21 protein-coding genes are annotated in these 19,493 nt (G+C 67.5%); 4 read left to right on the top strand and 17 right to left on the bottom strand.

What is annotated here, in order from left to right:
* The 8 genes from IFR23_RS20530 to IFR23_RS07380 all read right to left on the bottom strand — a co-directional run bounded on the left by IFR23_RS20530 (position 1) and on the right by IFR23_RS07380 (position 8,829).
* Positions 1 to 1,809, bottom strand: a complete 1,809-nt coding sequence (locus tag IFR23_RS20530; RefSeq protein WP_192975312.1) for a flagellar hook-length control protein FliK — start codon at positions 1,807 to 1,809, stop codon at positions 1 to 3.
* 189 nt (positions 1,810 to 1,998) lie between these two features.
* Complete coding sequence (locus tag IFR23_RS07410) at positions 1,999 to 2,424, bottom strand: hypothetical protein (protein WP_192975311.1); 426 nt, start codon at positions 2,422 to 2,424, stop codon at positions 1,999 to 2,001.
* A 1-nt stretch (position 2,425) separates the two neighbouring features.
* Positions 2,426 to 3,751: a FliI/YscN family ATPase gene (locus IFR23_RS07405; RefSeq protein ID WP_192975310.1), complete on the bottom strand. Its 1,326-nt coding sequence runs from the start codon at positions 3,749 to 3,751 to the stop codon at positions 2,426 to 2,428.
* A complete protein-coding gene (locus IFR23_RS07400) occupies positions 3,745 to 4,482 on the bottom strand; it encodes a FliH/SctL family protein (protein WP_192975309.1) in 738 nt (245 codons plus the stop codon). The genes IFR23_RS07405 and IFR23_RS07400 overlap by 7 nt, the downstream gene beginning before the upstream one ends.
* Positions 4,475 to 5,485: a flagellar motor switch protein FliG gene (gene fliG, locus IFR23_RS07395; RefSeq protein ID WP_056485113.1), complete on the bottom strand. Its 1,011-nt coding sequence runs from the start codon at positions 5,483 to 5,485 to the stop codon at positions 4,475 to 4,477. The genes IFR23_RS07400 and fliG overlap by 8 nt, the downstream gene beginning before the upstream one ends.
* Positions 5,482 to 7,158, bottom strand: a complete 1,677-nt coding sequence (fliF, locus tag IFR23_RS07390; RefSeq protein WP_192975308.1) for a flagellar basal-body MS-ring/collar protein FliF — start codon at positions 7,156 to 7,158, stop codon at positions 5,482 to 5,484. The genes fliG and fliF overlap by 4 nt, the downstream gene beginning before the upstream one ends.
* 1 nt (position 7,159) lies before the next feature.
* A complete protein-coding gene (fliE, locus tag IFR23_RS07385) occupies positions 7,160 to 7,522 on the bottom strand; it encodes a flagellar hook-basal body complex protein FliE (protein ID WP_192975307.1) in 363 nt (120 codons plus the stop codon).
* On the bottom strand, positions 7,519 to 8,829 hold the full coding sequence (locus IFR23_RS07380; protein ID WP_192975306.1) for a sigma-54 interaction domain-containing protein: 1,311 nt from the start codon (positions 8,827 to 8,829) through the stop codon (positions 7,519 to 7,521). The genes fliE and IFR23_RS07380 overlap by 4 nt, the downstream gene beginning before the upstream one ends.
* 288 nt (positions 8,830 to 9,117) lie before the next feature.
* On the opposite strand from IFR23_RS07380, the gene IFR23_RS07375 reads away from it, so the two are divergent.
* Complete coding sequence (locus IFR23_RS07375) at positions 9,118 to 9,957, top strand: flagellin N-terminal helical domain-containing protein (protein WP_192975305.1); 840 nt, start codon at positions 9,118 to 9,120, stop codon at positions 9,955 to 9,957.
* 150 nt (positions 9,958 to 10,107) lie between these two features.
* On the opposite strand, the gene IFR23_RS07370 is transcribed toward IFR23_RS07375, so the two are convergent.
* The 9 genes from IFR23_RS07370 to IFR23_RS07330 form a co-directional block, all read right to left on the bottom strand.
* Positions 10,108 to 11,043 carry a hypothetical protein gene (locus IFR23_RS07370; protein ID WP_192975304.1) on the bottom strand — a complete coding sequence of 312 codons (936 nt, stop codon included), beginning with the start codon at positions 11,041 to 11,043 and terminating at the stop codon, positions 10,108 to 10,110.
* Between the two features lie 109 nt (positions 11,044 to 11,152).
* Positions 11,153 to 11,902 (bottom strand): FliA/WhiG family RNA polymerase sigma factor, encoded by a 750-nt coding sequence (locus IFR23_RS07365; protein ID WP_192975303.1) that lies wholly within the window; start codon positions 11,900 to 11,902, stop codon positions 11,153 to 11,155.
* On the bottom strand, positions 11,899 to 13,959 hold the full coding sequence (flhA, locus tag IFR23_RS07360; RefSeq protein ID WP_192975302.1) for a flagellar biosynthesis protein FlhA: 2,061 nt from the start codon (positions 13,957 to 13,959) through the stop codon (positions 11,899 to 11,901). The genes IFR23_RS07365 and flhA overlap by 4 nt, the downstream gene beginning before the upstream one ends.
* A gap of 3 nt (positions 13,960 to 13,962) precedes the next feature.
* On the bottom strand, positions 13,963 to 14,808 hold the full coding sequence (locus IFR23_RS07355) for a lytic transglycosylase domain-containing protein (RefSeq protein WP_192975301.1): 846 nt from the start codon (positions 14,806 to 14,808) through the stop codon (positions 13,963 to 13,965).
* Between the two features lie 240 nt (positions 14,809 to 15,048).
* A complete protein-coding gene (locus tag IFR23_RS07350; protein WP_107963439.1) occupies positions 15,049 to 15,366 on the bottom strand; it encodes a flagellar protein FlgN in 318 nt (105 codons plus the stop codon).
* The gene (gene flgM, locus IFR23_RS07345; RefSeq protein WP_192975300.1) at positions 15,353 to 15,670 is read right to left on the bottom strand and encodes a flagellar biosynthesis anti-sigma factor FlgM; all 318 of its coding nucleotides are present in this window, start codon (positions 15,668 to 15,670) and stop codon (positions 15,353 to 15,355) included. Before flgM ends, IFR23_RS07350 begins: the two co-directional genes overlap by 14 nt.
* 96 nt (positions 15,671 to 15,766) lie before the next feature.
* Positions 15,767 to 16,261, bottom strand: coding sequence for a flagella basal body P-ring formation protein FlgA (locus tag IFR23_RS07340; RefSeq protein ID WP_192238311.1), 495 nt, complete (start codon positions 16,259 to 16,261; stop codon positions 15,767 to 15,769).
* Positions 16,258 to 16,794 (bottom strand): hypothetical protein, encoded by a 537-nt coding sequence (locus IFR23_RS07335; RefSeq protein ID WP_192975299.1) that lies wholly within the window; start codon positions 16,792 to 16,794, stop codon positions 16,258 to 16,260. The genes IFR23_RS07340 and IFR23_RS07335 overlap by 4 nt, the downstream gene beginning before the upstream one ends.
* Positions 16,791 to 17,453 carry a motility protein A gene (locus IFR23_RS07330; protein ID WP_192975298.1) on the bottom strand — a complete coding sequence of 221 codons (663 nt, stop codon included), beginning with the start codon at positions 17,451 to 17,453 and terminating at the stop codon, positions 16,791 to 16,793. Before IFR23_RS07330 ends, IFR23_RS07335 begins: the two co-directional genes overlap by 4 nt.
* 646 nt (positions 17,454 to 18,099) lie before the next feature.
* Here IFR23_RS07330 and IFR23_RS07325 point away from each other — a divergent pair.
* Genes IFR23_RS07325 through IFR23_RS07315 form a run of 3 tightly spaced genes read left to right on the top strand, consistent with a single transcriptional unit; the run spans position 18,100 to position 19,481 of the window.
* Positions 18,100 to 18,378: a flagellar basal body rod protein FlgB gene (locus IFR23_RS07325; protein WP_056485319.1), complete on the top strand. Its 279-nt coding sequence runs from the start codon at positions 18,100 to 18,102 to the stop codon at positions 18,376 to 18,378.
* Between the two features lie 3 nt (positions 18,379 to 18,381).
* Complete coding sequence (gene flgC, locus IFR23_RS07320; protein ID WP_056485088.1) at positions 18,382 to 18,792, top strand: flagellar basal body rod protein FlgC; 411 nt, start codon at positions 18,382 to 18,384, stop codon at positions 18,790 to 18,792.
* Between the two features lie 2 nt (positions 18,793 to 18,794).
* Positions 18,795 to 19,481 (top strand): flagellar hook assembly protein FlgD, encoded by a 687-nt coding sequence (locus IFR23_RS07315; RefSeq protein WP_192975297.1) that lies wholly within the window; start codon positions 18,795 to 18,797, stop codon positions 19,479 to 19,481.
* The last annotated feature ends 12 nt before the right edge of the window (positions 19,482 to 19,493 follow it).

The raw sequence follows: 19,493 nt of genomic DNA, 5'->3' as shown, positions 1-19,493 counted from the left end.
TCAAGCGATTCGGGTGTCTTCGGTGGGGTCTGCGATCACGGCGGATGCCGCGGTCGCGCGATTCGGGGCGTTCGTGGTTGCCGGTGCGCGCTGCTGGCTGGAACCGGCGTTGCTGCCCGTGTTGCCACCGCCGAGCATGGCCTGCCCGAGCTTCAGCCCTCGCGCTTCGGCCAGCTCGGCCAGCCGCGGCTGCGCATCGGCGAGCAAGGTCCGCGTCGCAGCCTGTTCGGCGTTGAAGTGGACGTGGACGGTGTCGCCATCCTTCCTCATCGATACGTCGATCGCGCCGAGCGCATCGGGGATCAGGCGGATCCGCGTATCGGTCGCGTTGGCGGCGTCGCGGAGCATGTCGATCCGCTCGATCATCGCGTGCGGCCAGCGCTCCTGCCGCATGTCCAGCGCGGCATGCTGCGTCGTCGCGGGTGCGCTCTGCACGAGCGGTGCAGGGGCAGTCGAGCCGAGCACGGACTCAAGCGATCCCGTCTTCGCTTCGGTATCGTCACGCGCCTTGGAGGCCACCTGGATCGCCGCGCCGAACACCTGAGCCGCCGACGCGACCGTGCCGGGTTGCGGCTGAACCGCGCCGGGCTGCGCCACCGCAAGCGCGACCGGCGCCGTCGCCTCGGTCGTGGTCCAGCGCGGCGTGCCGATCACGGGGGGTGTCGCCGTCATTATCGGCACGGCGTCCGCCGAGGCGTCGGTCGGCATCGGACTGCGACCTGCCACCGTGCCATATCCAGCACTCGCCGGCATCGCGAACGGCACCAAAGAGCCCATCTGGACTGGCGACGCCCTCGGCACCTCCGTCATGGCCGAACCGAGGGGCGCCTCAGCGATCGGCGGCGGTGGCGAGTCGAGTACCCCCATGAGCGGTTGGGTGATCTGGCCGCCTTGGCCCGAAGTCCTCGCCATAGGCTTCGCCGTGCTTCCGGCTTTCACGAACTCCGGGACCTGCGGGGTAAGGAGCGTCGTGTTCGGGGCAACCTCGCCCACGCGCGCGGGCAGCGGCACGCTTGCGACCGGCGGCGCGACTGCACTGCCGCCGGGCATTTTTGCAAGAAGGTACGCCGAATCCGGTAGCGCCTGATCGTGAGGCATCCGGCCACGCAGGGGCGGGTCGGCCAAGGCTGGGCGGGGCGCACCGGCAGGCACCGGGTCAGTCATCGCCGTGCTCCCGCCCGACGGTAGGTTCTCCGAACGCTTCGATGCGGCGCGGTTCGCGGCACCAGTCGGTTCGTCCGGCGAGGCACGCCCGTTCGGAAGGTCGGGACTCTCCATCGCCCCGCGAGTCGCTTGCCTGTTCGCCACCGGCTTGAGCGCGGCTTCAGGGGATGCCGCAACGACGCCACCAGGGCTCGAGCGGGTAGGAGATGGCGTGGCTGACGCGACGACCTCGGGGCTCGCGGTGTCGGCAACCGCGGGGGCGACGAGCAAGGGCTGCGTAACTTTCTCGTGTCGCGGTACTTCAATAGCAGACGCCTTGGTTGGCTCGGAACGTTCGGCAGGTACCAGATCGTCCGTTTCCACGCCTTGGTCGCTTCGGGATGAACGGGGAGGACGTGCGCCAAGCGCCTGCCGCCCAGCGGTGATAGCCGGACGTACGGGAACCGGCACCGCGACCGTCGCGGGTAGAAGCGCGGCGTCCGGTATTACCGGTGACGCGTCCGGCTTGGTGGCCACGGGTTGGGGCGTCATCGCGGCCTGCCACGAGACCGCGCCGACGCCGGCAAGAGCCGCGATCGGCAATCCGTTGCCGGTCGCGGCCCAGTCCTGCCGGGTGGAGGACGGCGATTGGAGATCGGACGGCACGTCCCCGGTCGTCGCAGAGGGGGGCGCATCGTCGCTGGCCTGCGCAAAGGACTCCGCGAAACTGGCCGATCCACCGCCTGCGACACCGCCCGCCTGTGACGTCGTGGTCGCTCGCAGGGTTGGGGACGTCGGAGAAAGGGTCGCGGTCTGGATCATTCGGGCACTCGGGTTCGGGCTTGTGCCCGTCACTCAGCAAGGATCGTGCCGAACCTTCCGGAACGCCGGTGCATCTTCCATTTCGCGGATCGCCTTCAGCACGACATCGGCGTCTGCGCGGGCAAGCAGCTTTTCCACCGCGCTCTGATCGCGCTTGGCGGCGCGGGTCGCTTCGGTCGCGCGTTCGACATGGCGCTCGGCAGCGCGGACGCGTTCGACCGCGGCGGTGGCGGACTGGTACAAGCGTTCGCGGTAATGCGCCGACGCCCCCAGCGACACCGCGGCGAGCGTCTCGTGGACCGGCGCGACCGCTTCGGCGAGCAGCGCGATACGGCCCGACAGCGTCTGTTCGCTGGCGAACTTGTTGTGCGCGCGCGCTTCGTCGGCGCGGGTCAGCCCGAGCTGGAGCGTGCGGACGCGGTGGATGCGCGCCAGCGTCTTGCCGCGGGCATCCGCCATCTCAGCCGCCGAACACGCCGGTCAGCTCGGCGACCGCGTCGTTCAACGAGACGTTCTCGTCGGCGTCCTGGCGGATATATTCCATCACCGCCGGGTGGCAGGCGATCGCCGCGTCGATCGCGGGATCGGCACCGTGGCGATAGGCGCCCATCAGCACGAGATCGCGGTTTTCTTCGTACGTCGCGAGGTGGCGGCGGAGTGTGCGCGCGGCCTTGGCATGGGGGGCGTCGACGATGTCGGTCATCACGCGGCTGACCGAGGGGCCGATGTCGATCGCGGGGTACACGCCGCGCTCGGCTAGCTGGCGGTTGAGGACGATGTGGCCATCGAGGATCGAACGCGCGGAATCGACCACCGGGTCATTGCCGTCGTCCCCGTCCGCCAGCACCGTGTAGATCGCGGTGATCGATCCGCCAGTGTGGACGTCGACGCCCGCGCGCTCGATCAGGTTGGGCAGCATCGCGATGGCGCTGGGCGGATAGCCGCGCGCGGACGCGGGTTCGCCCAGCGCGAGGCCGATCTCGCGACCGGCATGCGCTACTCGGGTCAGCGAATCCATGATCAGCAAGACCTTCTTGCCCTCGTCGCGGAAGGATTCGGCGATCGCGTGCGCCCGCAGCGCGCCGCGGATGCGGAGCACGGGCGAATGGTTGGCGGGGACGGCGACGACGACCGAGCGCTTGCGCGCTTCGCCGGCGACCTTGGTCTCGAGGAAGTCGGCGACTTCGCGGCTGCGCTCGCCGATCAGGCCGATCACGATGACGTCGGCCTGCGCGGCGCGGACGATCATGCCGAGCAGCACCGACTTGCCGACGCCCGAGCCGGCCATGATGCCGACGCGCTGGCCCTGGCCGATCGTCAGCAGGCCGTTGATCGCGCGCACGCCGACGTCGAGCGGTTCGAGCACGCGGCCACGATCGAGCGGCGACTGGAGTTTCCCCGCAAGCGGCCAGCGCCCGGCGCCGCGGATCGGGCCGAGGCCGTCGATCGGCTTACCAGCGCCGTCGACGACGCGGCCGAGCATGGCAGCCCCGACTTCGGCCTCCCCCGGCGCACCGATCGGCTTGACCGGTGCGCGCGGAAGAAGGGCCGCGGCGCCGCCGAGGTTCATCATCAACGTGCGGCCGTTGCGAAAGCCGATGACTTCGGCCTCGACGCTCGCCGCGCCTTCGCCGACCTGGCAAACGGTGCCGACGGGCAGCGTAAGGCCGACCGCTTCCATCAGCAGCCCGTCGAACGAGGCGAGGCGGCCGGAGACCTTTGGCTTGGCGACGAAATCGGCGTTGGAGAGGGTTTCGAGATAATCGGCGGTAAAGCGGTTCAGCATTTGGGCACCGGCACGCGATCGATCGCCTGCGCGAGCTGGTCTAGCCAGAGTTCTGGGCCGTCCTCGACGATGGTCGATGCGCTTTCGAGCACGAAACTGCCGCGTGCGACGCCCGGATCGCCGGCCGCGAAGATCGTTTTGGGCAGACGGCCTTCGAGCAGCGCGACGTCGTCCGGGTGGACGCGGAGCAACGCGGATTCGGCGGAGTCGGACAGGAGCTCGGCGGCGGTCTCGATCCGGCCGGCGAGGACGTCGGGGGCGATACCGACTTCACCGACAAGTTTCGAGACGAGGAACAACACCGTTTGGCGGAGCTGGGCGGCGACGCGGTCGCGGTCAATCCGGTCGTTGCCGAGCGCCGTGGCGAGGTCGCCGAGCAACGCGCCGTCGCGGGCGGCCGTCTCCTGCGCGGCGGCCGCCGCGGCGGCGAGACCCTCCGCATAGCCGGCGGCATGCGCGTCGGCGAGCGGATCGATAAACGACGATTCGCTCACCGGATCGAGCGGATCCCAGCCGGCGGTCGGGTTCACGTCCTTGTCCGCGGGGCTGAAATGCTTCGGGGCACTCGGCTCCGAAGTAAAGTTCGGGGACGCGACATTGGTCGGCCGCGCTGTCACACGCTCGCGGATATCCGCCGCGGCGAACCCGGAGGGCGGCGCGAACGCGCTCGCCAGAATGTGCGCGGTCGTCGTGTGACGCGACGCGAAGCCTGCGGTGAAGCCGTTAGACATAATCGTCTTCCCCCCCGCCCATCTGGATCGTGCCGTCCTTCGCCAGCCCGCGCGCGATCGCGATCATCGCTTTTTGCGCTTCGAGCACTTCGGCGAGCTTCATCGGCCCGCGCGCTTCCATCTCGTCGCGGATGCCATCGGCGGCGCGCGCCGACATGCAGCCGAGGAAGCGGTTGCGGATCGTCTCGTCGACGCCCTTCAGCGACTTGGTCAGGATCTCGCTATCGACGTTGCGGATCAGTGTGCCCAGATTCTTGTCGTCGAGTTCGAGCAAATTGTCGAAGACGAACATCGCCTCCTCGATCGCCTTGGCGACGTCCCGGTCGATCTTGAACAGTTTCGGCATGACGCGCTGCTCGGTCGCCTTGCGCGCGCCGGACAGGATCTTCGCCGCCTCGCGCGTGCCGCCCAGCGTCACGCCGGCGCCGGTCGAGCCGGTGCTGGTGCGGTTGGCGAGCAAGGTGCGCAGCGTATCGACCGCCTCGGGCGTGATCGGCCCGAGCCGCGCGATGCGGTGGAGGATGTCGGGCTGAACCGCGTCGGGCAACAGCTCGAGCACCTGGCCGCCGACCGATGCGTCGAGGTTGGCGATCAGCACTGCGGCGATCTGCGGATGCTCCTTCTCGATCATCGCCGCGATCTCGGGCGCGTCGAGCCAGTCGAGCAGTTCCAACTCGCACGCGGCCTCGGCCGGCGTGATCCGCGCGAGCACGCTCTCGGCCTTTTCGCGACCGAGCGCGCGGTTCATCACCGCCTCGATCTTGGGGCGCGGATCGAAGCCGATCGCGGTCCGCTCCCGCGCGCGGTCGACGAAATCGTCGAGCACGTCCTCGACTTCCTGCTCCGACACGTCGGCGACCTTGAACATCGCCGCACCGAGCTGACGCACCTCTTCGGGCTCCAGCTTCTGGAGGATGGCCGCGGCCTCCTCCTCGCCGACGAGCATCATCAGCACCGCGGCGCGCTCGACGCCGGTGTAGGTTCGGATGGCGACTTCGCTCACTTGGCGTCCGCCTTGATCATGTCGCGCACGGCGAGCGCGGCGCGCGTCGGATTGTCGCGCGTGAAGCCACGCACCGCACCGATCCGGTCGTCATAGCCGCGCGTGTTCTCGAGCTGGTCGAGGCTGACGGGCGGCGCGACACCGATCCCGGCGGGCGCGCCCTCGCCATCGACTTCGCCGATCGGCTGGCCGAAGGCGGGACGCGTCGTGGCATCCTCGCGCTTCTTCATCAGCGCCTTGGCGATCGGGCGGACGCCGAGCAGCAGCACCAGCAGCGCGATCAGGATCGCCGTGCCGTTGCGCGCGAGCACCGGCAGCCACGCATTGTCGTACCAGGCGGGGCCGGCGGCGGCATCGGTGGCGCCCGCGAACTTGCGGCTGATGACCGTCACGTTGTCGTTGCGCGCCTGATCGAAGCCAACCGCGCTCTTCACGAGATCGCTGATCTGGTTGATCTCCATCGCGGTGCGGCGGCCCTTGTCGGGATCGCGCAGGAGGACGGCGACCGAGAGGCGCTTGACCCCGCCGGGCGTGGCGCGCGTGACCGACACTTCGCGGCCGAGGTCGTAGGCGCGCTGATACTGGTCGGACTGCTTCATCGCGTCGGGGGCAGGGCCGCCGGCGACCGGCTGCGCACCGGTGTTGCCGGTCGCCGGCTGCGGCGTCGACAGCGTGCTCGCGGCAGGCGGGGTGTTGCTCAGCGCACCCGGAATGCCGCCCGGAGCAGCGCCCGCGCCGTCCTTCTGGTTGCCGGTCCAGTTGCCCGTCTCGGCGCGCAGCACGCCCTGCTTCTCATAGCTTTCGCGCGTCGCCTGGCTCTCGTCGAGATTGACGTCGGCCTGGACTTCCGCGGTGAAGTTGCCCGCGCCCACGAGTGGCGTCAGCAGCGCGATCAGCTGCGTGCGATACTTGTCCTCGACCCGGCGCTGGATATCGATCCGCGCGTCGCTCGCCGCCCCTGCGCCGTCGTTGCCGCCGGCCTTGGTGAGCAACGCGCCCATCTGGTCGACGATCGTCACCGCCTCGGGCTTCATCCCCGGCACCGACGAGGCGACGAGGTTGATGATCGAGCTGACCTGCGCATCGCTCAGCGACCGGCCGCCCTGCAACTTCAGGATCACCGAGGCGGAGGGCGCAGCGTTGTCGCGAACGAACACGGAGGCTTCGGGCATGGCGAGATGCACGCGTGCCTCCGCAACCGCGTCGATCTCCTCGATCGACTTCGCCATCTCGGACTCGCGCGCCTGACGGAGGCGTTCGCCTTCGACCGCGCGTGAAACGCCCATCGGCAACTGGTCGAGGATCGCATAGCCGCCGGGCGCCGCTTTCGGCAGGCCCTGGCCCGCGAGCAGCATTTTCGCGCGGCTGTAATCGTCCTCGCCGACGGTAAGGGCGCCGGTGCCTTCGTCGATATGGCTCTTGATGTTGGCCGTCGTTAGCGCGGACGTCACCGCGGCCTTGTCGGAATCGGGCAGGCCGCCGAACAGCGTCTTCTGAGTCGGCGTCGACAGGCTCATCCACGCAAGCGCGGCGGCGGCGATCAAGCCGACCATCAGCGCCATCGGCAGCGAGCGACGGACCGCAGGCTGTGCGAACGCGCCCTTGATCTGCTGGAGGGGGTTGGCGAACCGTTCGGTGCCGCCGGGCGAAGTGGGGATGAGTGCGGTGCTCATGTCAGACCGGCATGCTCATGATATCCTTGTAGGCGGACAGCAGCTTGTTGCGGACCTGCAACGTCGCCTCGAACCCGACCGACGCCTGCTGGCGGGCGAGCATCACCTTCGCGATGTCGACCGTCTCGCCGCGCTCATAGCTTTCGCTGAGCTTGGCGGCCTGGGTCTGGCCGTCGTTGACGCTCTTCAGCGCGGTTTCCATCGTGTCGGCAAAGCTGGTCGGCTTGACCGTTTCGGTCGGCGCGACGTTACCGGCCGCACCAGCGCGCGAAAGCGCCTGGTTGCGTTCAAGGATCTGCGAGCGCAGCGCCATCACGCGGTCGACGCTCATCGCGCCGCCGCCTACTCCACTGACGCCGCTCATGCCGAGGCTGCCCAGTTCTGTGCGCTGCCGATGTCGTCACCCTGCTCGCGCGCCTTGGCGAGGCGATAGCGCAGCGTGCGTTCGGAAATGCCGAGGCGCTTTGCGGTCTCGATCCGGCTGCCGTTGCACGCCTTGAGCGTCTCGCGGATCGCGGCGAACTCGCTCATCTGGACGATGTTGCCGAGCGTCCCGGGGGGCGTTTCCGGTTCCGACGGCGCGGCGGGCGCGATGGACATCACCGGCGCGGTGCGCTGGAACGTCATCGTCACCGGGCGGTCGAAGACGATGTGGTTCGCCTCGATCGTATCGCCGCCGCAGAACAGCAGTGCGCGCTGGATCACGTTCTCCAGCTCGCGGACGTTGCCCGGCCAGTCGTGCAGCATCAGCTGCTCGATCGCGGCGTGGCTCGGCCAGGGGATGACGTTGCGGTTGCCGGCATGACGCAGGATCAGCGTCGCGGCGAGCGCGGGGATATCCTGCGGGCGTTCGGCCAGCGACTTGGTCGCGAGCGGGAATACGGCAAGGCGGTAATAGAGATCGGCGCGGAACCGGCCGGCAGCGACTTCGGCGTGGAGGTCGCGGTTGGCGCAGGCGATGACGCGGACGTCGATCGGCTGCGGCACCGAGGCACCGAGCGGCACGACCTCGCGCTCCTGCAACACGCGGAGCAGCTTCGCCTGCAACTGAAGCGGCATCTCGGCAATCTCGTCCAACAAGATCGTGCCGCCATGGGCTGCACGGAAGAACCCGTCGCCGCCCGCCGACGCGCCGGTGAACGCGCCCTTCTGGTGGCCGAACAGCAGCGCTTCGAGCATCGATTCGGGGAGCGCGGCGCAGTTGATCGCGATGAACGGCTTGTCTTTCCGCGCGGAGCCGTTGTGGATGGCGCGGGCGAGCACTTCCTTGCCGGTGCCGGTCGGACCGTTGATCAGCACGGTGATGTCGGCCGCGGCGACGCGCTCGGCAAGCGCGAGCAGCGCGAGTGATTCGGGGTCCGCGGCGGTCGGCATTTCGGGCCCGCCGATCAGCGCGCGCGCGAAGCCGTTGCCGACCGCGGTGTCCTCGGCGGCAAAGCTGATCCGCGCCGGTGAACCGTCACGCGACGGGGTCACTTCGCGCCCCTGGCAACCGATCACCACGGTGCGGGCGGGGGCGGTGATGCCCTCGCCATCCGCGACCAAGAACAGGTCGTTCGGCCCAGGCTGCGCGGTCTCGAAAGAGCCCACCCCGAACCCTTGCGCGCGCAGCGACGAGACGAGCGCGTATTTACGCGAAGTGACTGCCGCTGATGGAAAAATCGAACGCATGAAAGGGTCCCCCTGAACGAATCGGGGAATGCGCCATCATTGGTAAATTCGTGGTTAAACGCTGCCGGCACCGGCAGATTTTTTCCGGGCGCGTCCACGCGGACACACGCGGACATATACCGGGTGCGTTCGCGCGCGCGGAAGCGCTCACCTGCGCGTGCCAGCCCGCGCGCGAGGCCGAATTTTTTCCCTAAATCTCCGCGAAAGGCGGCCGTTACTCACTCTGACGGCACGGGACTTCGCCATGGGGGCGGCGCGGATCGTCTGAACATTCACGGAGATTTCGACATGACTGTCATCGGTACCAACGTATCGGCGCTGCGCGCCCAGAATGCCTCGACCAAGGCTTCCAACATGCTCGCAACGTCGATGGAGCGCCTGTCGACCGGCAAGAGCATCAACTCGGGCAAGGACAACGCCGCCGGCCTCGCCATCTCGGCGTCGATGACGTCGCAGATCCGCGGCATGAACCAGGGCGTGCGCAACGCCAACGACGGCATCTCGATGGCGCAGACCGCCGAGGGCGCGCTGGACGAGGTCAGCAACAACCTGCAGCGGATGCGCGAACTCGAAGTGCAGAAGACCAACGGGACGTATTCGACGAACGACATCGCCAACATCAAGTCCGAGCAGGATGCGCTGGCGACGCAGATCACCAACGTGCTGACCAACACCAAGTTCAACGGCGTCGCCCTGTTCGGTGGCACCGCAGGCACTGCCGGTGACGGCAAGATCTCGATCCAGGCCGGTGCGAACGCTACCGACTCGATCCAGCTCGACCTCGGTGGCGATCTGAAGGCTGCAACGACCGGCGTCGGTACGGTCGTCACCGGTGCCACTGCGGGCGCGTCCTCGGCAACGATCCTGGCCGATTACGACTCCGCGATCTCGAACGTGTCGAACCGTCGTGCGAGCCTCGGCGCGGCGCAGAACCAGCTCCAGTCGGCGGTCAACAACCTGACCTCGAACGCGACCAACCTGTCGGACGCCAAGAGCCGCATCGAAGACACCGATTTCTCGGCAGAAACGACGGCACTCGCCAAGGCGCAGATCCTGAGCCAGGCATCGACCGCGATGCTCAGCCAGGCGAACCAGAGCCAGCAGAGCGTTCTGAAGCTGCTTCAGTAATCCGGACCGGCACCGGCACCGCCCCCCAAGGGTGTCGGTGCCGATCGGACCCGCCTTGCTTCCCAGAAGCGGGGGGCGGAGAAAACCTCGGTGGCGCAAGCCACCGGGGTTTTTGCGTGTCTGGTAAGTGAAGCCGACGCGCCAAGACTGCTAAAAAGAAAATGATGTCAGAACGAGTATGCCGGTCTGCAGCGTCTCTCGGTATCGAACGTCGATCTCACCGATTGGGAGAGGCATATTTTCGATGATACCATCGCCGAGTACTCGCGTGTTGGGATCGAAGACAATGCCGATACCCAAATTGAAGCTCTGCGCGCTCTGTTCCCGACGAGCGCCGACCATGATGCCCATTCCGATCGCATCAATAATATTGTCCGATCCCGGTTGCACGGCAATGAACGGCCCAAGACCCCAGCGAGCTTCTTTAGGATCTGCAACGCGCCAGCCGTCCTTAGTTGTACAGGGGTTTTTCAGCCCCAGGAAATTCCACGTGCACGGCGTGAAGAAATAATGCGACTCGAGCATGATCCTCGCCCGGCCATTGTCCTGATCATCGGATCGCACGACGCCGTTCACTGCCGATGCGCGACTGATGCGGTTCAGCTTACCAAGGTCTAGGGTGAACGAGAGGCCGGCCCCAAGGTCCAATCCCCCAAACGTTTGTTTTGGTGACGCAATGGCTGCTGGATCAGACTGAACAGACTTGTCGGATTTGGGCGGCAATACCTCGGTGCTGGTGCTCGTCGTATTCGTCGTCTTTTGACCCGAGCCATCGGGGCCCGCCGTCGTGGTGACCGCAGTCGTGGTGACCGTCTTGTTGGAAGCGGGACTCGCGGGCGCCGTTGCCGCGATGCTATCGGGCGTGGAGTCCCGGTCCAGCGCCTTGAGTTCCGACGCGATCAAGGCTTCACGCGTGGACAGATCGCTCCGTGCCTTTTCGCGTTGTTCGAGCAGTTCGGCGCGCCTGGCTTCGCGCCACTGGTCGGCGAGCTGAGCGGAGGTCCGCGTTTGCGCCGTCGCGCGTTCGGGCGATAGCGCGATCATCAGCGTCAGTGCGGTTACTGCGATGGATTTGATCGTCGTCATGGTCGCCCCCCGGATAGCTCGGAGAGCAAGATGTTCCGTGGAACGTACCCGGTCTACAGAAGGTAGCTCCGTATCGGAGGCAACACTTCCATAGAAGATCAGTGTTCGGTCAGATTTGCCGTGCCAGCGCCTTCTTCAACTTTGCGTGTGCGGATGCCTTGATCTGGCATACTCGCGCCGATCCTACGCCGAAGACTTCGCCGATCTCTTCGAGGTTGAGTTCCTCGACATAGTATAACTGGATCACCTGCGCTTCGCGTTCCGGCAAGGCGGTGATCGCCGCGATGAGCGCTTCGCGCATGTCGCTGTCGGCGAGCTGCTCGAATGCGTCCGGCGTGTCGTCGGCGAACCAGGGGAGGTCGTCCGCATACATGTCGTCGATCGAGTCGAAGCGGATCGCGTCGGCGGTGACGTAGTCGGTGCGGAGTTTCTCGATCGTCACGCCGATATGCTCTGCGATCATGTCTTCTCCGGGAGCCTTGCCGGTGCGGGCGGTTAGCGTCGAGATCGCCTCGGCATATTGGCGGCGGCGACGCATCGCGCCGCGCGTGCTCGTGGCCTGGCGGCGGAGTTCGTCGATCATGCTGCCGCGCAGGCGGGTGATGAGGTAGGTCTTGAACGGCATGCCGCGCTCGTCGAAATTCGCGGCGGCCTCGACCAGCGCGACGAGGCCGACCTGGATCAGGTCCTCGACCTCGACGCTGCTGCTCATGCTGCCGTGGACGTGCCACGCGATCCGTCGGACGAGCGGGAGGTGCTGTTTCACCAACTGGTCGGCGTCGCCGCCGGGGCGTTGATGCGGGCGGTAGGTCAGCGGTTGCGCATCGGCGAAGGCGCCGCGCATCGGGAGCGCGCTCATGCCGCCAGCGCCTGCTGCGAGGCACCGATGACGGCGACGACTTCGACCGCCTTCTCCTCGGGCACTTCGAAGAACGACATGACCGGGGTATCGGGCAGGCACGTCCGCACCAGCTTGCGGATCGCGATGCGGATGGTCGGCTGGACGACCAGCGCGAACGGTTTCGCCTCCGCGATCAGCGGTTCGGCGGCGCGCTGCAGCGCCTCGACGATGCGGCGGCCGAGATCGGGTTCGATGACGTGGCGGCGCGATTGATCGGCGCGCATCGCCTGGCCGAGCAGACCTTCCAATTGACCCTCCAACGTCATGACGCGCAGCGGTTCGCGCACGCCGCACAGTTTCTGGATGATGAGCGCGCCGAGCTCGGGACGGATCGTCTCGATGAGCTCCTCGGCGTCCTGCGTGCGCTGCGCCGCGACCGCGATCGCGCCGGCGATGCGACGGAATTCCTTGAGCGGGACGTTCTCCGCGAGCAGGCCTTTCAGCACCTGCGTCAGCGTCGTGATCGGCAGCGGTGCGAGCGCGGCGACCAGTTGCGCGGCGCGCTCCTTGAGGCCGTCGAGCAGCGCCTGGACTTCGTCCTGGCCGAGCAGCTCGGACGCGTTCTGGCCGAGCAGGTGGTTCAGATGCGTCGCCATCACCGTGCCGGGATCGACCACGAGATAGCCCGCGCCGGTCGCGGCATCGGCATCGCCCGCATCGACCCAGGTCGCGTCGAGCCCGAAGGTCGGATCCTTGACCTTCTTGCCGAACAGGTCGCCGAACGCCTGGCCGGTGTCGAGCGCGAGCATCTCGTCGGGCGACACGGTGTCCTCGCCGACGACCACGCCGTTGACGAGGATGCGGTAGACGTACGGCGCGAGGTTGATGTCGTCGCGGACGCGGACCTGCGGCACGACGAAGCCGAGTTCCTTCGACAGCTGGCGACGGACGCCGGTGATACGCCCCATCAGCGGCGACCCGCGACGCTCGTCGGCAAGCGGCACCAGGCCGTAGCCGATGTCGAGATTGACCTGCATGCCATCCGTAACTTCCTCCCAGCCGATCTTCGACTGGTCGATCGTCTCGACCGGGACGACCACGACGGGGGCAGGGCGGCGCTCGATCTGGCGGAGCTTCCACGCGGCGAACCCGGCGATGGCCGCGGCGGGCAGGATCACCATGTGCGGCATGCCGGGCAGGATGCCGAGCAGCGCGAGGATGACCGCGACCGGCGTCCAGGTGCGTGGGCTACCGAACTGGCCGCCGATCTGGCCGGCAAGGTCCTTGTCGGAGGTGACGCGCGTGACGATCGAGGCGGCGGCGATCGACAGCATCAGCGACGGCAGCTGCGCGACGAGCGCGTCGCCGATCGCGAGCAGGATGTAATTGTGCGCGGCATCGGCGATCGTCATGCCGTGGCTGACGGGGCCGAGGATCAGGCCGCCGATGATGTTGGCGGCGAGGATCAGCATGGCGGCGACCGCATCGCCCTTCACGAACTTCGACGAACCATCCATCGAGCCGTAGAAATCGGCTTCGGTGGAGACTTCGACGCGGCGTGCCTTGGCTTCGTCGGGCGTGATGAGGCCGGCGTTCAGGTCGGCATCGATCGCCATCTGCTTGCCGGGCAAAGCGTCGAGCGTGAAGCGCGCGCTGACTTCGGAGACGCGACCGGCGCCCTTGGTGACGACGATCATGTTGATGATCATCAGGATCGCGAAGACGAAAATGCCGACGACGTAATCGCCGCCGATCAGGAACGTGCCGAACGCCTCGATCACGTGGCCCGCCGCGCTCTCGCCCTCGTGGCCGTGGACCAGCACGATGCGGGTGGAGGCGACGTTGAGACCGAGGCGGAAGAGGGTCGCGAACAGGAGGACGGTCGGGAAGGCGGAGAAATCGAGCGGCTTCTGTGCGTTGAGCGCGACCATCAGCACGGCCAGGCTGATCGCGATGTTCGCCACGAAGAAGATGTCGAGCATGAACGCCGGGATCGGCACGACCATGACGAGCACGAGCAGCAGGATCGCGAGCGGCAGGACCGACGCGCGGGCGTTGGAAAGAATGCGGTTCATGGCTTAGCCGCCCAACCGTGCGAGCATCATGTACGCGAGCCGCGCGGTATCGGGCGTCGGGCGCAGGACGTTCACCGCGGTCTGCGTCGTCTTGCCGGTGAACCTGCCCATTGCAGTTGTTGCCCAGGCGAGCGCGTCGTCGGCGCTTTCGTTGTTGCCGGTGATGACCGTGCTGCCGTTCATGTCGAGCGCCTGCGCGGCGTAGTTGGCGGGTGTCGCGGTCGCGCTTGCCCCGGCGGCGGCACCGCCGAGCTTGTCGGCAAACCGGTCGTAGATCGCCGACAGCGTGCGTGGCTGATTGTTCGAATCGTAGAAGACGTTGTGGTTCGCGCGTGCCGCGGCGGGGAACAGCGCGGCGCCGCTCGCCTGCGGGTTGGCCTGCATCGTTTTTAGGAACTTGGTCGCGCCGCCGAGACCCATGAAGTGCGCCATGTACAGGTCGGTGCCCGACGCCGGGCGGTTCAGCGTGCCTTCGAGCGAAGTCTTGTTGTCCGACGCGTATTCGGCGGCCATCAGCGAGGCGGCGTTCGGATCGTTGCGCAGCGCGAGGATCGCCGCCTTGGTGCCGGCATCGCCGACCGAGAGGCGGCCGCTCGACGACTGGCCGATGCTGTTCGCGGCCCACGCCATGCCGTGCTCGGCGCCGTGCTTCTTGACGACGGAGAGCCAGCTCTGTTCGATGAACTGATAGAGGCCCGAGGCGCTCGACGTGCCGGCCTTGGCATTGGCGTTGAGCCCGCTTTCGAGCTTCGCCTGGCCCAGCAGATAGTCGAAATCCACGCCCGTCTTGCTGCTCGCAAGCGCGATCGCGGACTGGATCCGGCCGGTAGTGATAGGATTGACGGTCATGCCCGTGTGCGGTGCCCCTGGTTCAGGGGTTGCTCAGCAAGGGGCGTGCCAGTTTTGGTGTTTGGGGCTGCATTCCCAAGATCCGCGATGCGGCGCTATCTCGAAGCCCCGCCCCCAATTCCGTCACCCCAGCGAAAGCTGGGGTCTCGTGCGACAAGGATGCGCCCAATTACGGGGATACCCCAGCTTTCGCTGGGGTGACGGCCTTTTCTTGTGGGGCCGTGTCAGGCGGTCGCGATGTTACGCGTACGCGGCGCGCAGACCCGGACGATACCCGGCAACGGCACCATCGCCGGTCAGGGTTTGCAGGCGGCGGCGAACATTTGCCGCCATCAAGTTTGTATAGATCCGGCACGTCTCGTTGAGCCGGTTCGCTTCGTCGGCCAGTTCGCGGATCTCGGTGCCCGCGGGGCCGGTGCCGAGCAGCGCGACCTGTTCGATCCCGGCGAGCTTGTCCGCGGTCGCGCGCTCGAGGCTGGCGACGTCGTTCGACTTCAGCGCGGCGATCTCGGCGTGCAGCGCGTCGATCACGCGGATCAGGGCTTCACGCCGCTTCATTGGAATTCCAGGCGAGGCTGAGCGCCATCAGCCGATCGGCGATGGTCGCGGGAAGGATGGGGAAGGTGCCGCTGGCGATCGCCTTCTTGATCTCGGCGACGCGCGTCGCGTTGATCGGCGGCGACGATGCCATCGTCTTGGCCAGTGCCAACGAGTCCGAGAGGACCGGGTTCTGCACCTGTGCCGCGGCTTGCGGCGAGGGCTGTACCGGAGTCTGAACGGGCGTCGTCGGCGTCGTGGCGGCGACGCGCACGACGGAACGATCTCCTGCTACTGACGGCTTCGCGCCGATCGAGTCCACCATGTCCGCATCCTTTGGTTTGCGATGACATCAGCAGGAACGGCCGCACGGCGAAAAGCTTTAGCAAAATTAATCTGTTTGCCGAATTTAGCGCGGACCTCAGTTCGACCAGCCAGGCAGCGTCGCGTGGCCAGCCTCGACGGCGATCGCCTGGACCGGCGTACGCGTGTCGTCGACCTTGACCATGAAGCGGCCGCCGGGTGCGGCATCGCCCATCGCGACGCCCTCGCGGCTGATCGAGAAGCCCTCCGTGCCCGCCTCGATCACGATCGGATCGCCGCGCTTGATGACGGGCGCGACCTTCACGGCTGGCGCGAACGAGGCGGCGACCGCGGCGGGCGCGTTGGCCGGGCGGACGACCTGCACGAAGATCCGCCATGCCGGCCCCGCGCACGATACGACCACCGCGTCATGCTGTTCGGAGCGCCACGACAGCGACACCGTGGGGCAGGTCGCGAGCCGCAACCGCGCGTCGATCGGCGTGCGTGCGCCACCCTCGGCGCCCGTCGGCCGGCCGGTGAACGCGGCAACCGAGCGATCGAGCGCGGCGGTATCCTGGAAGCTCGCGGCCATGAGCAGGAACGGGATGATCATTGAGCGGTCCTTTGAACGTCGCCCCGTGGGGGTTCGCCGACAAAGGCGACGGAGACGATGGCGGCGCGGCGGCCGGGCTTGGTGGCGGTGACGATCGCGACGCGGGACGGCGCGACTGCGGCGAGGGCAGCGGCAACCGTGCGCGCGCGGTCGGCGGCAAGGATCGCGGCGCTCCCGGTCACGCGGTCGATATCGGCGGACGTGCCGTCGGTGGAGCCGGTGACGGTGAGCATGACGCGAGGGTCGCGTGCCGCTTCCCGCGCCCAGGCGACGAGCGCGCCCGGCGTGGTCGGCAGGATCGCCGAACCGGACGCGAAATCCAGGATGCCGGCGGCGGCTACGGGCATTGGCGTCGGCTCGGTATCGTTGGCGCCGAAGCCTTCGCGGATGCCCTTGGCCAGATCCTTGCCGCCGATATGTTGGGTCGCCTGGAGCAGCACGAGGAAGCCGACCAGCAACAGCGCGAGGTCGGCGAGCGTGATCAGCCAGAGCGGTTTGCCGGTCGGCGTATCGGGATACTCGCTCGCGTTCACGCGACGGTTGCCAGAACGGGCGCGCCATAACCGCGCGGCGTCTCGCGTTCGGCAAGCGCGACGAGCGGCGCTTCGATACGCGCACGCTCGAACGCCTCGTTGCGCCCCTGCGCGCGCAGGCGATTGGCGATCGGCATGAAAAAGAGGTTGGCGAACAGCGCGCCGTACAGCGTGGCGAGTAGTGCCACCGCCATCGCGCCACCGATCGCGCCGGGATCGCTCATCGTCGCGAACATCTGCGCGAGGCCGATCAGCGTACCGACCATGCCCATTGCGGGCGCGACCTCGGCAGCACCGGCCCAGACGTCGGCGGCGGCGACGTGGCGCTCTATACGGGCGCGACGGCGATGCTGGACGAGCGTCGCGACGTCGGTCGCGGAGCTGCCGTCGACGATCGCGGCGATGCCGGCGGCGACGTCATGGTCGGTGATGACCGAGCGATCGAGTGCCATCACGCCGTGGCGCTTGGCGATCCGCGAAAGCGCGGTGATCTGTAGCAGCAGCGGATCGGCGTCGAACCGGCCGCGGCCAAGCGTCGTGACCGCGGCCAGCGCGCGGCCGAGGTCGCGGAAGGGCGTGCGAAGAACGACGGCGACAGCGGTGCCGCCACCGACGATGGCGAGCGCTGCGGGGTCGAGCAGTTGTGCGAGCGTGATCATGTGCGGGGGGCGATGCAAGGGACGGGCCAGTTGCATACCCGTCATGCCGGACCCGTTCCGGCATCCACCGTTCCGCATACTCGGTGGCCCCGAGTGTGCGAAGCGGTGGACCCCGGAACAGGTCCGGGGTGACGGGGTGGGTGGGGCGGGCGCCGTGGTCGTGTTCGCTTCCCATGAGTACCACCCCGGCGAAGGCCGGGGCCCAGTTGGGGGACGTCGCTAACTGAGCGCATCCATCGTTATTGCCACCTCTCCAACTGGGCCCCGGCCTTCGCCGGGGTGGTGGAAGTGGGTGAGGGGCAGCACCCCACTCCTTGTTCTCCCGCGAAGGCGGGAGCCCCGGCTGGGTCCCCGCCTTCGCGGGGAAACATAGTGGTGGGGCGGGGCGCCGGGTGTTGCCGCCCCAACGCAACCAACCGGCAACCGCCTTGCCGCTCACCCCTGCAACACCGGCAATCTCTTGCCGTTCGCCTTGCCGCCGCGTTGCCGCCGTCCGGCAAACCGCCATTCCCCACCCTGATCGCCAAAACTGGCACGGCCATTGCTTATGTCCGGTTGCGCAATGGTTGCGCCAGGAGACGGGCTTGTGTCAGGCGACACGCTTTTCGGAGTTCACGGGGCGGCACTCGAGGTGCGCTCGCAGCGCATGGGTGTGCTGGCGTCGAACATCGCCAACGCCTCGACGCCCGGCTTCAAGGCGCGCGACATCGATTTCCAGGCCGCGCTCGCGTCGGTCGAGAACGATGGCGGCACCAATGCCGCAACCAAGTTCCGCATCCCGACGCAGACCTCGATGGACGGCAACACCGTCGAGCTGAGCCAGGAGCAGACCGCGTTCGCCGAGAACGCCGTCCAGTATCAGACGACGCTGTCGTTCCTGAACGGGCGGATCGGCCAGATCACCCGCGCGCTGAAGGGAGATTAAGCCATGTCCAATCAGCCCATGACGATCTTCCAGGTCGCCGGCCGCGCGATGTCCGCGCAGCTCGTCCGGATGAACACCACCGCGTCGAACCTCGCCAATGCCGGCGGCACCGCCGGGTCCGCCGAGGCCGCCTACAAGACGATGAAGCCGGTGTTCCGCACCAGCTTCGATGCGGCGAGCGGCATGTCGACGGTCGACGTCGAGCGCGTCGTCACCGCCGGTGAAGCGCCGACCAAGCGCTACGACCCGGACAATCCGATGGCCGACAAGGATGGCAACATCTTCGAGGCGGCGGTCGATGAAACCCGCGAGATGGTCGACATGATGGAGACCGCCCGCAGCTACCAGAACAACATCGAAGTGATGAACACGGCCAAGTCGCTCATCATCGATACCCTCAAGCTAGGCCGCTGATCATGGCAACCTCCTTCGACTCCACGCTCTCCAGCATCGGCATTACGCGCTCGTCGGCTGCCACGGCCACCAAGACGACGACGGCGGCGGCGGCAGGGTCGCTCAACCAGAACGACTTCCTGAAGCTGATGACCGCGCAGATGCAGAACCAGGACCCGTTCAATCCGGTCGACAACACCCAGATGGTCGCGCAGATGGCGCAGTTCTCTTCGCTCGCCGGCATCTCCGAGATGAACACGACGATGAAGGCGATCTCCGACAAGCTCGGCGCGACCAGTGCGAGCGATGCGATGGGCTATGTCGGCAAGACCGTCCTGACCGAGGGCAGCACCGCGTACGGTCGTACCGGCGGCGGGATCGCGGGCTCGGTCGAGCTGGCGGGCGCGGCGAGCGGCGTCAACGTCACGATCAGCGACGCGAACGGCGCCGCGCTCCGGACGCTGGCGCTCGGGCCGCAGGCTAAGGGTACCGTCGGCTACGACTGGGACGGCAAGGACGCGGCCGGCGCGGATGCCGGCAGCGGTCCGTTCACCGTCAGCATCAACGCGCAGAACAACGGCACCACGGTCGCCGCGACCGGGCTGGTCTGGGCGCCCGTCCAGTCGGTCTCGACAACCACCGGTTCCACCATCCTCACCCTTCCCGGGATCGGCGAAGTGCCGGTCAGCGCAGTCCGCCAGATCGGCTGATCGCACCCTCGA

The organism is Sphingomonas sp. CFBP 13603 (assembly GCF_014892665.1).
Classification (GTDB): domain Bacteria; phylum Pseudomonadota; class Alphaproteobacteria; order Sphingomonadales; family Sphingomonadaceae; genus Sphingomonas.
Note: the sequence above shows the minus strand (reverse complement) of the source record. Positions and strands in the feature narration are given on the sequence as shown.